Below are 14,950 nucleotides of genomic sequence, written 5' to 3' on the forward strand. Positions count from 1 at the left end.
TGCAGTCATACTTTATAAGCTTTGTTCAAATGTCATCAGACATCACTTACTCGACCGTCACGCTCTTCGCCAAGTTCCGCGGCTTGTCGACATCGTTGCCGCGAGCCAGCGCTGCGTAGTACGCGAGCAGTTGCAGCGGTACAACGGACAAGGCCGGCGTCAGTAGCGGCAACGTCTTCGGAATGGCCAGCGCTTGGTCAACGGACTTCAGCAGGTCAGGCACGTTCTCTTCGTGCGTAATCGCCATGACGTCCGCCCCGCGGGCTTTCACTTCCTTGATGTTGCTGACGGTTTTCTCGAGCACGGTTTCCTGGGTCGCAAGCGCGATGACCGGAACGCCTTCCTCAATCAAAGCCAGTGTGCCGTGCTTCAACTCGCCAGCGGCGTACGCTTCGGAGTGAATGTAGGAAATCTCTTTCAACTTCAGCGAGCCTTCCTGCACGACGGAATAGTCAAGGCCGCGGCCGATAAAGAACAGATGCTCGTGGCTGGCGATTTGCTCCGCGTAAGCTTTCACCGTATCGGCTTGAGCCAACATGCTTTCCACCTGCTCCGGCAGCGAATGCATCGCGGCGATGACATGGGCTACATCGTCCGCGCTTTGGGTACCGCGCACTTGAGCCATGTACAGACCAAGCAGGTAGAACGCGATCAACTGGGACGTATAAGCTTTCGTCGAAGCAACGGCAATTTCCGGACCCGCCAGCGTCGCAATCACATCGTCCGCATCGCGGGCGATCGAGCTGCCAACCACGTTGGTGATCGCTAGTACATGCGCACCGTTCGCTTGCGCTTCACGCAGCGCCGCCAATGTATCCGCCGTTTCACCGGATTGGCTGACCACGATCACGAGCGTCTCTGGCGTGATCAGCGGCGAGCGATAACGATATTCCGAGGCAACGTCGTTCATCACCGGAATGCGCACCAGTTGTTCGATCGCCGTCCCGCCGACCAGACCGGCATTATAAGCCGTACCGCAGGCGATGACATGAACCGAGGTCAAGCTGCGGATTTTTTCGTCCGACAGTTTAAGGCCTGGAAGCACAACCTTCCGTCCACTTTCGTCGATGCGTCCCAACATCGTGTCGCGGTAAGCCTTCGGTTGCTCGTGGATCTCTTTCAGCATGAAATGATCGAAACCGCCTTTTTCCGCGGTCACGGCGTCCCAATCGACACGAATCATTTCCCGAGAAATAAAGTTCCCTTCGATCGTCATCAATTCGACAGCATCCTTCGTCAATACCGCCATTTCACCGTCATTCAAAATATACACGTTCCGCGTATAATTCAACAAAGCCGGAATGTCGGAGCCGATAAAGTTCTCGCCTTCACCGAGACCGATAATGAGCGGGCTAGCTTGACGAACCGCAACCAGTTTCTCGGGTTCATACTCGGTCAAAACCCCAAGCGCAAAAGCGCCGCGCATAAAACTGATCGCTTTCTGAACGGCTTTCACGATATCGCCTTGATATTCGCGGGCCACCAAATGGGAAATCACCTCGGTGTCCGTTTCCGAAACGAAGACGTACCCCTGCTCGATCAGTTCTTCCTTCAACTCCAGATAGTTTTCAACAATCCCGTTATGCACGACCGAAAACTTCTGAGTATGGTCGGTATGCGGATGGGAATTCACGTCAGACGGTTTGCCGTGCGTAGCCCAGCGGGTATGACCGATCCCGGCCGATCCCTTGAGCGGTGCACCTTCCAATTTCGACTCCAGATTGGCCAGACGTCCCAACGATTTCGCGATTTTCAAGCCATTTGACGTAAATACCGCGATCCCGGCTGAGTCGTACCCGCGGTACTCCAGCTTCTTCAATCCGTCAAGCAACACCGACTGCGTATCCCGATTCCCAATATATCCAACAATACCACACATAATATTTTATCCTCCGTTTCATTCTTACAAGATGGTTTTTGGCCGTAAGAAGCGGAACACGGAAGAAGAATCACGCAGTGTACTGAGACAGAACTATTCAATTGTCAAAAAAACACCTTGGTCAAAAGCAGACGATTCTGCAATTTTCAACCACTTTTTCACGAATGCCCAGATTGCTCCGTCCACCGCGGATTTCTTCCGCGTTGCTTGCTTACGTACATTCATGAAAATCCAATGAATGTGATGTTCCATCTGCCCGCACGGTTTGTGGGAACGGTCGCCCATTCCTTTTGCCGATGCGGTTACGGTGCGATGAAGCACCGGGAGGCCCCCGCCGAACATTCCGAACACCTCCACCTCGTCAACTTCGCTTTGCCGTACGTTTGGTTCGCTAACGCCTCAAGATTCTCTGCGGTCACCGGCAGATTGGCCTTCCGCCTCTGCCCTAGCGACAACGTCTCCTAAGAGCGCCTGTTTACCCTTTACGATCCCAACGCACGCGCACAATGAAGTTCTGGCGCTTAAATTCCGGTAAACCTGACAACCCTCACTTTCTTTGCTCGAATATGCTTAATTATATGCACCTTCACCCGATTTGGCAATGATCAACTTGTCCTGATTCATCAAATCGTGCTTTTTACCCCTCTGGCCCAGAACAACGTCTGACCCCTCCCCTCGAGCTACGGCCTTTATGGTCCTTAGGGTCCTTAATGCCCTTAGGGTCAACCTCACGCCTCTTTACACGATTATCCCTTTCGTTCAGAAATGGGGGAATTGTGTCTCAGTTGAAGTAGCTTCATGCCCCCGAGTCGAGTTGTTCCTGTTTACAGGACGACACCACGACTATGCATGACATGACCTGATGCAACGGGATAATCGTCAAAAGGAGTAAAAAAGATACTGTAGTCCTTACCAAACCTAAGCAAAAAACCGCCGAACAGGAAATCAATCCTGTTCAGCGGTCCTTGAAGGATCCTATATCCAAATAAAAAGTCAGGTCGTTACACCAATTGTTTCTCCACGACCTCCACGATCTGCGAAACCAGCTTCTCCAGCTCTGCCTTCTCCGGCCCTTCAGCCATGACGCGGATAAGCGATTCCGTCCCCGACGGACGAACCAGTACCCGTCCGTTATCGGCCAGCTCTTGCTCGACCTCGGCAATCGCTTCGGCAATCAGAGCATTTCCGGCAAACTTGCTCTTGTCCTGAACGCGGACGTTTACCAGCACCTGCGGATACTGCTTCATGACCTTCTTCAGCTCGCTAAGCGGCTTGCCGGAAGCCAACAGCGTATCGACTAGCTGAATCGCCGTCAGAATTCCGTCCCCGGTCGTATTGTAATCCAGGAAAATTACGTGCCCGGATTGTTCCCCACCAAGATTGTAGCCGCCGCGCAGCATCTCTGCCATCACATAACGGTCACCCACCGCGGTTTGCTGAGTAGCCAATCCCAGTTTCTTTGTTGCCTTGTAGAAGCCAAAATTACTCATCACCGTCGAAACAACGGTACTGTCTTTCAGTTTACCGGCTTTGTTCATCGCGTCACCGCAGATGCACAGGATGTAGTCGCCGTCTACCTCTTCGCCTAATTCATCGATGGCGATCAACCGATCCGCATCGCCGTCAAAAGCAAGTCCGAGATGAGCACCTAGACGCACGACTTCCTCTTTGAGCCGTTCTGGATGCGTAGATCCGCAATGGTCATTGATATTGAGGCCGTTTGGCTCGGCGGCCAGTGTATGCACTTCGGCTCCCAGCTCGCTAAACAGCTTCGGTGCCAGCTCATAGGCCGCTCCGTTCGCGCAGTCCAGCACGACTTTCAGCCCTTTGAACGAGGAGCCGATTGTCGTTTTCAGATGATCCAGGTATTTCAGCTTCGATTCGTTATCGACCGTCACCGTACCCAAACCGCCGCCAATCGGCCGTGGCAATTCGTCGGTATCCTTGTCGAGTAGTTCTTCGATTTGCAATTCCGTATCGTCCGACAGCTTAAATCCGTCACTGCCGAAAAACTTGATCCCGTTATCCTCAACCGGATTATGGGAGGCAGAAATCATGACGCCCGCATCCGCTTGAAGCAAGCGGGTCAAATAGGCCACAGCCGGCGTTGTCACGACGCCCAGACGAATGACGTCCGCACCGATCGACAGCATTCCCGCCACCAACGCAGACTCCAGCATGACGCCCGAAATGCGCGTATCCATACCAATGACGACTTTCGGCTTGGAGGCCTGCCCAGTCAGCACGTAACCTCCGCAGCGCCCGATCTGGTAAGCTAGCTCAGCTGTCAGCTCTTGATTCGCAATTCCTCTTACGCCATCCGTTCCAAAATACTTCCCCATGGTTTCACTCCTTCAATATTTTGCCAGCACCATACCGTTCTCCACGTCTCCCGGGTGATGACTGTCCGGTCTATATTCTTGGTTGTCCGCTAATCTTTCTTGTTACGCACCATTGCCCGAGGTGATATCCTCTGTCGTATTGCCGCCTTCCTCCTGACGGGATGGCGTTCCGCTTCCAGCAGGGCTTTGAGCGCCGTCTGCCGGATCCGAATGTTCCACAGGCACACCGGAGGTTGGGTTTCCTTTCTCCGTCAGCTCCACGTCTACGGTTATTGAGGTTTCCGAGTCGGCTAATTCCACACCTTCTGGCAGATTCACCTCGATCGGTACCGAGTGGGTTCCCGCCCCCAGATGCGCCAAGTCCGCCGTAATCTGAATGTCCTCCGGCCGAAGAGCATCCAACGTCTCGTTGGGCCCGATCACCGTCAAGCTCAGCATTGCCTCCACCGGCCGGATCCATTTGACGTCGTACGAAGATCCCGTATTTTTCAACGTTACCGGCACGCCTTCAAGCTGCTTTTGCCCGCCTGGCATGACATGCAATGTGATCGTGACAGAGCTCGGCTCGATTTTCTCAAAACCTTCCGGAGGAGTCAAGTCCACCAAGTATTTAGTCTCAGTCGACCCGTCGGAACGACTCAGATCGACCGTCACCGGATAGGAGGATATACCCTCCAACGCTTCTTTGGAGCCATATAGCACGACGCCTTCCACATCGGTCTCGACACCGGTTAAGACATAACCGGAAGGCAGTTGCCCTGACTTGCGTACTTCGAGCGGCACGTTTTTGTAAAGTTTATTAATCGGTACTTCTACGTCCACCGAACTAGGCGAAATTTTCGCATTTTCCATCGGCTGCCCTTGTCTATCATATGCCGTCAGCTTGACGCTTTTGCCTTTTACCGAGTCCTTGAGTCCAGTGACGTCCACTATGCCTTCAACTTTACTCAACTCTTGGACCTCACTTGCCGGCAGCGTTACATCTACGGTTCCTTCTCCAGCTACAATCGGAGTCCCAAGAACTAATCCATCGGCCGGCTCCCCTTTCGTGACAATGGTCACGGGGATCGTCCGGGTCTCTTTCGCTTCGATCGTCACCTTTACGATCGAGGGGTCCATCGAGATGAGTTCAACTCCAGGAGGAAGCTCATGGGTCAATGGGAGCGTGAACGTTCCGGGTCCTAGGTTTTCAAGATTTAGCCTCGCCTTATAATCGGAAAAGTTCGTGGTTAGGTCAATTCGTTTTCCTTTGACCTCCATACGTACTGTGCTAGGCTCAAGGTCATACAGAATGTATTTGTCCTCGTCAAATCCAGTCACTTCGATTTTGACGTTGTCGATGAATCGCGGCTGCGCCAGTGTCGTGGAGTCAACGGGGGTTCCGCTGTCCAGATGCACCATGGCCCACAAAATAATGCTAAACACAAGAGCGAGGACCTTGGCAAAATTGTTATGAGTGAGCCATTTATCCATTTTTGCCGGCCTCCTTCCGTCTGCGGAACGGGCTGCGTTTTTCTTTGGTGTTTGAGTTGGGACCTAATTCCGCATAAAGCTTGGAAATCAGCGACTCCTCGTTGATATCCCGAACGACTTGACCGTCAATCGCCAGAGAAATTTGCCCCGTCTCCTCGGATACGACGATGGAGACGGCATCACCGACCTCACTAATCCCGATCGCTGCCCGGTGCCTTGTACCCAACTCTTTGCTAATAAACGGATTCTCCGACAGCGGCAAATAGCAGGCGGCAGCGGAAATCCGGTGACCTTGTACAATTACGGCACCGTCATGCAAAGGGGTATTCGGGATGAATATGTTGATCAGCAGTTGCGAAGAAATGATCGACTGCATCGGAATCCCCGATTCGGTGTATTCATTTAAACCCGTGTCTCGTTCAAAAACGATTAGGGCCCCTATCTTTCTACGCGATAAATAATTTACGGCCTTAATGATCTCGCCGATCTCTTTGCCGAACTCCTCTTCATCCGCACTATTCCGCCCAAACAGCTTGCCTCGACCGAGCTGCTCCAATGCACGTCTAAGCTCTGGCTGAAAAATGATGAAGATCGCCAGCACCCCAAACGTAAACATCTGATTCATCAGCCATTTCAGCGTGTACAAATCAAACCAGGTACTCACGGCCCAAATAAACACCAGGACCAGAATCCCCTTGAGCAGCTGCACGGCACGCGTCCCCCGTACGAGCAAAATCAGGTGATATATTATATAGGTAACAATGAGGATATCGATAACATCCTTGATGGTATCCTGCCAAGTCAGATTCACAAAATAGTTCATGCTGCGACCCCCGGAATGTTCCTTGCGGACGTTTGGCCCGCCGACAAGGAAACGATATGTACAACCTACAAGCTTGTCTCTATAAGTTTCCCCTAACTACTAGGTTATAACGTTCACAAGTTAGATGCAAGCGTTCAGTAAAAATAGGCTCATTCCGTATCTGTTGTTAATTTTTTCCTTCGTTCACCAAATAAAAAAGCGCCCATTCCCGAAGGTGAGGCGCCATTTTATTCTACATCGTTCGATGATCACCTATAGGCAACTTCCGTAAACGTATTGATAATCCTATACCAGATCCAATCCAGCGCTTGATCAATCTGTTTGACTTCGCCCGAGACATGCGCCGTGGAGGCTTGGTAATAGGAGCCGTCAATCACCGTCAAGTTGCCTTGCACTTCACCGTAGATCTCGGCTTTGCCGTTCTCGACGGTCAAGTTCCCGACAATTTTGGAGTCGCTGGGTACGGTGACCGTGTCGCCTTGAATAATGACCTGATCCAGGTCCGCTCCTTTAACGATGAGTTGATCGTCGCTATCCCAAAGAGATACTGCACTGAACAGCATGACCAGTAAAAACATCGCTGCCGCCGTCAAAGCCGGATGGCGTCTGATCCATTGGATCCATGCCTGCTGCTTGGGCTGACTCGGGATCTGGCTGATGATCCGGTTCACCAGTTCATCGGGAGCCGATAGGTTAGCATGCTGTTTAATCGTTGCAAACAGCATCATTTCGGTTCTTTCCAATTCCCTGAATTCCTTTAGGCAATCCGGACACTGGTCTAGATGCAGCTTCAGCTGTTCGACATGGTCGCGGCTCAATTCGCCGTCCAGGTAATCATGCATCATGGATGAGGCATGTTTGCATTCCATATCAGCCAATCCTTTCAGTAGTACTAATCTATGCGAAAAGCGGAGGGCACGGCTAGAGATCATAGTCGTCCTACCTTAACATACGTAACGATTCACATTTCGTTTCAAAAATAATATCGTTGGAGGAGTCCCCATTTTAAAGCATCTTATGCTCTAGCTTCTTACGTAGAAATTCCCGTCCACGGTGAACGCGCGTCTTGACCGTCGTCACCGGCATATCCAACACGTCGCTGATCTCTTGCAGCGACATTTCCTGAAGATAACGGAGCACGATCACCGACTTGTATTTGGCAGGCAAGCCGTCGATGGCTTGGTGGATGGTCTGTTGCGTTTCCGACAGCAGATATTCCGATTCCGGCGTTCGTTCGTCCCCGGGAATCAAGGTGTATCCGTCCATGCCCTCCTGATCGTTCATTTCGGCATCCAGATAATAACTTGGCTTCCGCTTCCGCAGCCGATCGATGCATAAGTTGGTCGCAATCCGGTAAATCCACGTGGAGAACTTCTGCTTGTCGTCGTATCGGCTCCAATTTTTGTGCACCCTTAAGAACGTCTCCTGTACGACATCCTCCGCCTCGTGACGATTCGACAACATCCGGTATGCGAGATGATAAAGCTTATCCTTATATAGATCAACAAGTTCGGCGAAGGCGCCCTGATCTCCTTTGCGGGCCAGCTTCACCAGTCTTGCATCAAAATGTTCCACCACCATATTTTCCCCCAAATCGGTTGGAAGGGCTCAGGTACATGATATCCTTATATACTTATACCCTGCCTGTCCGGCTATTCGTCCCTTTAGTAACCTGACTTTATGACAATTTAAAGGGTACTTCCAGTCGTCGGCACTTCATTCAAATGTTAAAGCAACTTTTCACAAAATGCAATACATTCAGCAAAAGCGGAATGCAAAAAAACGGACCTCCTCGTAGAGAAGGCCCGTTTTGACTTTCCTGTCGATAAATCTGCAGGTATCAACCCGTATTCCGGAGACCTGCGGCAATTCCGTTAATCGTAAGCAACACTTCACGCAGCAGTTCGGCATCATCCTGACCTTGGTCTCGCGCCGTGCGCAGCTCCGTCAAGAGCTGTACCTGCAAATAGCTAAGCGGATCGACATATGGGTTACGCAAGCGGATAGATTCTTGCAGCCCAGGTATGTTATCGAGGATCTCGGTAATGCCGGTGATTTTCAACACCATTTCCCGAGTCAAGCGGAACTCCGCTTCAATTTGGCTGAGGATGCGATCCTTAACCTCGTCATCCGAGCACATTTTCGCATACTCTTTAGCAATCACCAGATCTGCTTTGATCAACGCGAACTGTAGTGTATCAACCACCGTTCTGAAGAATGAGAAATGCTGATACATATTTTGAAGAACCTTGAGGTTCTCTTCGTTGTTTTGGTAGAAGTCCATCAGACCGGTCCCCGCTGCGTACCAGGCTGGGAACAAGTACCGGCTTTGCGTCCAGGCAAACACCCATGGAATCGCCCGCAGGTCCTCAAACCGATCGCTATTCTTGCGCTTGGAAGGACGGGAACCGATATTCAACTCGCCGACCTCGACCAATGGCGTCGATTCACGGAAGAATTTCAAGAAATCCGGTTCGCGGAAAACAAGATCTTGATACTTATGAAGCGATTTCTCGGAAATGCCCGCCATGATGTCTTCCCAACGTTGCTCTTCCGGACTTGTTCCTTGATGGAGCTTCGCTTGAATCGCCGCGGTAATCAGGGCCGAGGTTGCTTGCTCCAAGCTGCGGTACGCGATACCGCGTAAAGAATAACGCGAAGAAATCACTTCGCCTTGCTCGGTGATCTTGATACCTCCGCCAATCGTTTCTGGCGGTTGCACGAGGATACTGCGGTTCAGCGGCATACCGCCACGCCCAAGCGCGCCGCCGCGTCCGTGGAAGAACTTTAGCTTAACGCCATATTCATGGGCTGCGGCTGTAATTTGCTTCAGCGCTACGCGTAGCTCCCAGTTCGCCGTAACGACACCGCCGTCCTTATTGCTGTCGGAGTAGCCCAGCATGATTTCCTGGAGATCGTTCATCGCCGCTACCGACTCGCGGTAAATCGGCATGCCGAATAGCTGGCGCATGATTCCCGGCGCTGCGTGCAAGTCGTCGATCGTTTCAAACAGCGGAACAGCTTGCAGTGTACATACGACCGATCCATCGGCTTCTTTGCGGAATAAGCCCACCTCTTTCGAGAAGACCATGACCTCGAGAATATCACTGGCCGCCTCCGCCATACTAATGAGATAGCTGGTAATGCACTGCTGGCCGTATTCTTTTTGCGCCAGATACACGGTGCGGTAAACATCCAGGCACTCTCTCGTATTCTCGCTGTAATCCTGATACGGAGAAGTGAGTGGCCGCGGGTCGTTTAACAAACGTTCCAGCAACTCAATCTTGTCTTGCTCCTCCAGTTCGGCATAATTGTCCACGATATTCATCTTCGCCAAAATTTCCGTCATGGCGTTCTCATGTTCTTTGCTGTGCTGGCGGATATCGAGCGTGGCTGTGTGGAAGCCAAACAGCTCTGCCTGACGAATCAGCTTCTTAATATGGGTATCGGCAACATAGTCGGCGTAGTGATGACGTAAGCTCCGGTCGATGATTTTCAGATCCTGGATAAACGCCTCAACACTTGGGTAACGCTCTGGCGTATCCCTCTTGCTGTCATCCAAAACATTGTGCAGTTTCTCCGTCATGTACGTCAGCTTGATACGATACGGTTCTTTATCGTTGTTCCATTGCTGCGTTTTGCGCAAAGTGACCTGAAGGCGATCCCGTTGAATGGAGGCCATCAGTTCGTCCGTTACATCTACAATGCTGGTGCTGAAGCTGAGGTGCTTGAACAACTCGGACAAAATCCGTTGGTACTCGCGAACCGAAAGTTTGCGTTGCATCCGCAGCGTCTCCCAAGTCACATCCGAGGTTACCGATGGATTGCCGTCCCGGTCGCCGCCGATCCAGGAACCGAAGCGCAAATACGTTGGCACGTGCCAATAATGCTCCGGATAGTATTTAGTCAGACAGCGTTCCAGCTCCTGATACACTTCAGGCAATACATGGAATAAGGTTTCATGAAAATAGTACATGCCGTTTCTAACTTCATCCAGTACGGTGGGCTTACGATCACGCAACTCATCGGTTTGCCAAAGGGTAATCACTTCGTTAAGCAGCTTCTCCCGCAGTTGCTCCCGTTCCCGGAACGTGAGTGTCGGGTTATCCAACTGCATAACATCGTCAGCGATACGCTTGTGGATGTCTAGAATCGCGCGACGCATCGCTTCCGTCGGATGGGCTGTCATGACCAATTCCAGCGACATGCCTCCCAGGATCTCCTGAGCTTCAGCATAGTTAAAGCCCTGCTCCTTCAAATCGCGGACAGCTGCCTCGATCGTGCCGGACTGAACGGTCTCCCCGGCAGATAGCTCGTAGTCACGTTTGCGGCGAATCCGGTGGTTCTGCTCTGCGATATTCACCAGTTGGAAGTAGATCGCAAATGCACGGATCACCTGATGACGGATTCCGGGCTCCAAAGAATTGATCATACCTTTAAATTCTTCATGCAATTCCGGCAAAAATACAGCCCGCAGGGATTTACTGGCTTCACGTATCTTCTCGACAATATCCAAGAGCTCATTGCCGCCCTGATGCACCAGGACCTCTCCTAGAATATTGCCCAAAAAACGAATGTCGCGCCGAAGCAAGTTATTCGAGTTGCCTTTTCCTGCGGTAACCGTTAACTCTGTCATGTTTCTCCCCCATTTCATCCCTAATGCAGCAAGCTTCATTCCGCATTGTCATCATCTTTGTCGTTTAGACCAAATGGCGTTCGCTAAGCGTTTCTTAACATCATACAATAAACTCCCCTGAAAATCTTCACTTAATTTGTAAGAAATTTTATCCTGGGAAGCTGTGATGCGCGTAGTGGAGCGCTATTCATTTCAACTTCACTTACCCTAACACGGTAAAGCAGTAAAATGCAAGGGTATAAGTTAATGATAGAAAATTTTTATACCCGGGAAGGAGATAATCCTCTAAAATTATAACAAAAAACATCATCTTATCCGATGATGTTGCTGTTATGTATGGAGCGGGTGATGGGAATCGAACCCACGCTACCAGCTTGGAAGGCTGGAGTTCTACCATTGAACTACACCCGCACCTTAAAGAAATGGTCGGGATGACACGATTCGAACATGCGACCCCCTGGTCCCAAACCAGGTGCTCTACCAAGCTGAGCTACATCCCGTTAATAAGGTGGTATTGATTTAAAAAATGGCGCGCCCTAAGAGATTCGAACTCCTGACCTTTTGATTCGTAGTCAAACGCTCTATCCAGCTGAGCTAAGGGCGCGTATTTAGATGGAGCGGACGACGGGAATCGAACCCGCGACCCTCGCCTTGGCAAGGCGATGCTCTACCGCTGAGCCACGTCCGCATTAAAGATGGTGCGCGTGGAGGGACTTGAACCCCCACGTCAAAGACGCTAGATCCTAAGTCTAGTGCGTCTGCCAATTCCGCCACACGCGCACATAATTGAAACTGGTGAGCCATGAAGGACTCGAACCTTCGACACCCTGATTAAAAGTCAGGTGCTCTACCAACTGAGCTAATGGCTCTTACTAAGAAAAGTGGCTGGGGATATAGGATTCGAACCTATGCATGACGGAGTCAAAGTCCGTTGCCTTACCGCTTGGCTAATCCCCAATGGTATGGTGGAGGCTGAGGGGATCGAACCCCCGACCCTCTGCTTGTAAGGCAGATGCTCTCCCAGCTGAGCTAAGCCTCCATATCTGGGATCTACATATTACGGAAATGGTGACCCGTAGGGGATTCGAACCCCTGTTACCTCCGTGAAAGGGAGGTGTCTTAACCCCTTGACCAACGGGCCCTATGTAGAGAAGCTCTCAACCGGGATCGAACCGGTGACCTCATCCTTACCATGGATGCACTCTACCTACTGAGCTATGAGAGCATATGGCTCCCCGAACAGGACTCGAACCTGTGACAACTCGATTAACAGTCGAGTGCTCTACCAACTGAGCTATCAGGGAATATTGCTTGGCGGCGTCCTACTCTCCCAGGACCCTTCGGTCCAAGTACCATCGGCGCTGGAGGGCTTAACGGTCGTGTTCGGGATGGGTACGTGTGGAACCCCTCCGCCATCGCCACCAAACGGTTCAAGGTTTAATCCTTGAAAACTGGATACGAAACGAATTTGCTGTTTTAGATATTTGGATAAGCCCTCGACCGATTAGTACCTGTCAGCTCCATACATTGCTGCACTTCCACCTCAGGCCTATCAACCTCGTCGTCTTCAAGGGGTCTTACTAATTGGGAAATCTCATCTTGAGGGGGGCTTCACGCTTAGATGCTTTCAGCGCTTATCCCGTCCGCACTTAGCTACCCAGCTATGCTCCTGGCGGAACAACTGGTGCACCAGCGGTGCGTCCATCCCGGTCCTCTCGTACTAAGGACAGCTCCTCTCAAATTTCCTGCGCCCACGACAGATAGGGACCGAACTGTCTCACGACGTTCTGAACCCAGCTCGCGTACCGCTTTAATGGGCGAACAGCCCAACCCTTGGGACCTACTTCAGCCCCAGGATGCGATGAGCCGACATCGAGGTGCCAAACCTCCCCGTCGATGTGGACTCTTGGGGGAGATAAGCCTGTTATCCCCAGGGTAGCTTTTATCCGTTGAGCGATGGCCCTTCCATGCGGTACCACCGGATCACTAAGCCCGACTTTCGTCCCTGCTCGACTTGTCAGTCTCGCAGTCAAGCTCCCTTTTGCCTTTGCACTCTTCGAATGATTTCCAACCATTCTGAGGGAACCTTGGGGCGCCTCCGTTACTCTTTAGGAGGCGACCGCCCCAGTCAAACTGCCCACCTGACACTGTCCCCGTACCGGATCACGGTACCAGGTTAGAACTCCGATACGATCAGGGTGGTATCCCAACGGCGCCTCCACCGAAGCTGGCGCTCCGGCTTCCTAGGCTCCCACCTATCCTGTACAAATCGTATCAAAGTCCAATATCAAGCTGCAGTAAAGCTCCATGGGGTCTTTCCGTCTTGTCGCGGGTAACCTGCATCTTCACAGGTATTAAAATTTCACCGGATCTCTCGTTGAGACAGCGCCCAAGTCGTTACGCCATTCGTGCGGGTCAGAATTTACCTGACAAGGAATTTCGCTACCTTAGGACCGTTATAGTTACGGCCGCCGTTTACTGGGGCTTCGGTTCATAGCTTCGGGTTTAACCCCTAACCACTCCCCTTAACCTTCCAGCACCGGGCAGGCGTCAGCCCGTATACTTCGCCTTGCGGCTTCGCACAGACCTGTGTTTTTGCTAAACAGTCGCTTGGGCCTTTTCACTGCGGCCCCCTCGAGCTATTCACTCTACCGGGGCACCCCTTCTCCCGAAGTTACGGGGTCATTTTGCCGAGTTCCTTAACGAGAGTTCTTCCGCGCGCCTTAGAATTCTCTTCTCGCCTACCTGTGTCGGTTTGCGGTACGGGCACCTTCTCCTGACTAGAGGCTTTTCTTGGCAGTGTGAGATCATGACCTTCGGTACTATAATTTTCCCTCCCCATCACAGCCCAGCCTTACGGTGTGCGGATTTGCCTACACACCAGCCTCACTGCTTGGACGAGCATCCATCAGCTCGCGTCACTACCCTACTGCGTCACCCCATCGCTCATAACGGATTACGGTGGTACAGGAATTTCAACCTGTTGTCCTTCGACTACGCCTTTCGGCCTCGCCTTAGGTCCCGACTTACCCTGAGCGGACGAACCTTCCTCAGGAACCCTTAGGCTTTCGGCGGATCAGATTCTCACTGATCTTTTCGTTACTCATACCGGCATTCTCACTTGTATGCTGTCCAGCGCTCCTTACGGTACACCTTCAACCTACATACAACGCTCCCCTACCCCAGATGCAAAGCATCTAGCCATAGCTTCGGTGGTGTGTTTAGCCCCGTTACATTTTCGGCGCAGAGTCACTCGACCAGTGAGCTATTACGCACTCTTTAAATGGTGGCTGCTTCTAAGCCAACATCCTGGTTGTCTGTGCAACTCCACATCCTTTCCCACTTAACACACACTTGGGGACCTTAGCTGATGGTCTGGGCTGTTTCCCTTTTGACAATGGATCTTAGCACTCACTGTCTGACTCCCGGTTAATCAGTCTGTGGCATTCGGAGTTTGACTGAGCTTGGTAACCCTTGGCGGGCCCCGCACCCAATCAGTGCTCTACCTCCACGACTATCCCACCGAGGCTAGCCCTAAAGCTATTTCGGGGAGAACCAGCTATCTCCGAGTTCGATTGGAATTTCTCCGCTACCCCCACCTCATCCCCGCACTTTTCAACGTACGTGGGTTCGGGCCTCCAGTGCGTGTTACCGCACCTTCACCCTGGACAGGGGTAGATCACACGGTTTCGGGTCTACGCCTACAAACTAAGTCGCCCTATTCAGACTCGCTTTCGCTGCGGCTCCACCTTCTCGGCTTAACCTTGCTTGCAAACGTAACTCGCCGGTTCATTCTA

8 protein-coding genes, 11 tRNA genes and 2 rRNA genes (1 of these 21 only partly in view) are annotated in these 14,950 nt (G+C 51.7%); all 21 read right to left on the minus strand.

Going from position 1 to position 14,950, the window contains the following annotated elements; all coding sequences use genetic code 11:
- Positions 1 to 46: 46 nt before the first annotated feature.
- Positions 47 to 1,879: a glutamine--fructose-6-phosphate transaminase (isomerizing) gene (glmS, locus tag MKZ15_RS20175; RefSeq protein ID WP_193419115.1), complete on the minus strand. Its 1,833-nt coding sequence runs from the start codon at positions 1,877 to 1,879 to the stop codon at positions 47 to 49.
- A 93-nt stretch (positions 1,880 to 1,972) separates the two neighbouring features.
- Positions 1,973 to 2,200: a hypothetical protein gene (locus MKZ15_RS20180; RefSeq protein WP_155608451.1), complete on the minus strand. Its 228-nt coding sequence runs from the start codon at positions 2,198 to 2,200 to the stop codon at positions 1,973 to 1,975.
- Positions 2,201 to 2,880: 680 nt separating this feature from the next.
- A complete protein-coding gene (gene glmM / locus MKZ15_RS20185; protein ID WP_193419117.1) occupies positions 2,881 to 4,221 on the minus strand; it encodes a phosphoglucosamine mutase in 1,341 nt (446 codons plus the stop codon).
- Positions 4,222 to 4,323: 102 nt separating this feature from the next.
- Positions 4,324 to 5,694, minus strand: coding sequence for a CdaR family protein (locus MKZ15_RS20190; RefSeq protein ID WP_339817664.1), 1,371 nt, complete (start codon positions 5,692 to 5,694; stop codon positions 4,324 to 4,326).
- Complete coding sequence (gene cdaA / locus MKZ15_RS20195; RefSeq protein WP_155608454.1) at positions 5,687 to 6,517, minus strand: diadenylate cyclase CdaA; 831 nt, start codon at positions 6,515 to 6,517, stop codon at positions 5,687 to 5,689. The genes MKZ15_RS20190 and cdaA overlap by 8 nt, the downstream gene beginning before the upstream one ends.
- Positions 6,518 to 6,765: 248 nt before the next feature.
- Complete coding sequence (locus tag MKZ15_RS20200; RefSeq protein WP_339817669.1) at positions 6,766 to 7,386, minus strand: zf-HC2 domain-containing protein; 621 nt, start codon at positions 7,384 to 7,386, stop codon at positions 6,766 to 6,768.
- Positions 7,387 to 7,522: 136 nt separating this feature from the next.
- Positions 7,523 to 8,098: an RNA polymerase sigma factor SigW gene (sigW, locus tag MKZ15_RS20205; protein ID WP_155608456.1), complete on the minus strand. Its 576-nt coding sequence runs from the start codon at positions 8,096 to 8,098 to the stop codon at positions 7,523 to 7,525.
- Between the two features lie 259 nt (positions 8,099 to 8,357).
- Complete coding sequence (ppc, locus tag MKZ15_RS20210) at positions 8,358 to 11,153, minus strand: phosphoenolpyruvate carboxylase (RefSeq protein ID WP_339817672.1); 2,796 nt, start codon at positions 11,151 to 11,153, stop codon at positions 8,358 to 8,360.
- A gap of 337 nt (positions 11,154 to 11,490) precedes the next feature.
- Positions 11,491 to 11,564 (minus strand) — tRNA-Gly (locus MKZ15_RS20215).
- A gap of 12 nt (positions 11,565 to 11,576) precedes the next feature.
- Positions 11,577 to 11,653 (minus strand) — tRNA-Pro (locus tag MKZ15_RS20220).
- A 27-nt stretch (positions 11,654 to 11,680) separates the two neighbouring features.
- Positions 11,681 to 11,757: transfer RNA gene (locus MKZ15_RS20225), tRNA-Arg, on the minus strand.
- A gap of 9 nt (positions 11,758 to 11,766) precedes the next feature.
- Positions 11,767 to 11,841, minus strand: a tRNA-Gly gene (locus MKZ15_RS20230).
- Positions 11,842 to 11,849: 8 nt separating this feature from the next.
- Positions 11,850 to 11,933: transfer RNA gene (locus tag MKZ15_RS20235), tRNA-Leu, on the minus strand.
- A 13-nt stretch (positions 11,934 to 11,946) separates the two neighbouring features.
- Positions 11,947 to 12,022, minus strand: a tRNA-Lys gene (locus MKZ15_RS20240).
- 13 nt (positions 12,023 to 12,035) lie between these two features.
- A tRNA-Gln gene (locus MKZ15_RS20245) sits at positions 12,036 to 12,110 on the minus strand.
- 6 nt (positions 12,111 to 12,116) lie between these two features.
- A tRNA-Val gene (locus tag MKZ15_RS20250) sits at positions 12,117 to 12,192 on the minus strand.
- Positions 12,193 to 12,219: 27 nt separating this feature from the next.
- Positions 12,220 to 12,294, minus strand: a tRNA-Glu gene (locus MKZ15_RS20255).
- Positions 12,295 to 12,305: 11 nt separating this feature from the next.
- Positions 12,306 to 12,378 (minus strand) — tRNA-Thr (locus MKZ15_RS20260).
- A 3-nt stretch (positions 12,379 to 12,381) separates the two neighbouring features.
- Positions 12,382 to 12,457: transfer RNA gene (locus MKZ15_RS20265), tRNA-Asn, on the minus strand.
- A gap of 5 nt (positions 12,458 to 12,462) precedes the next feature.
- Positions 12,463 to 12,579: ribosomal RNA gene (gene rrf / locus MKZ15_RS20270) — 5S ribosomal RNA — on the minus strand.
- A 58-nt stretch (positions 12,580 to 12,637) separates the two neighbouring features.
- Positions 12,638 to 14,950 (minus strand): 23S ribosomal RNA (locus MKZ15_RS20275) (it continues 616 nt past the right edge of the window).

It is taken from the genome of Paenibacillus sp. FSL R7-0216, assembly GCF_037969915.1.
Classification (GTDB): Bacteria; Bacillota; Bacilli; order Paenibacillales; family Paenibacillaceae; genus Fontibacillus; species Fontibacillus rhizolycopersici.

Excerpts from the sequence above, each read along its gene's own strand:
- glmS (WP_193419115.1), bottom strand. The coding sequence starts at position 1,879 with ATGTGTGGTATTGTTGGATATATTGGGAATCGGGATACGCAGTCGGTG.
- glmM (WP_193419117.1), bottom strand. The coding sequence starts at position 4,221 with ATGGGGAAGTATTTTGGAACGGATGGCGTAAGAGGAATTGCGAATCAA.
- MKZ15_RS20190 (WP_339817664.1), bottom strand. The coding sequence starts at position 5,694 with ATGGATAAATGGCTCACTCATAACAATTTTGCCAAGGTCCTCGCTCTT.
- cdaA (WP_155608454.1), bottom strand. The coding sequence starts at position 6,517 with ATGAACTATTTTGTGAATCTGACTTGGCAGGATACCATCAAGGATGTT.
- MKZ15_RS20200 (WP_339817669.1), bottom strand. The coding sequence starts at position 7,386 with ATGGAATGCAAACATGCCTCATCCATGATGCATGATTACCTGGACGGC.
- sigW (WP_155608456.1), bottom strand. The coding sequence starts at position 8,098 with ATGGTGGTGGAACATTTTGATGCAAGACTGGTGAAGCTGGCCCGCAAA.
- ppc (WP_339817672.1), bottom strand. The coding sequence starts at position 11,153 with ATGACAGAGTTAACGGTTACCGCAGGAAAAGGCAACTCGAATAACTTG.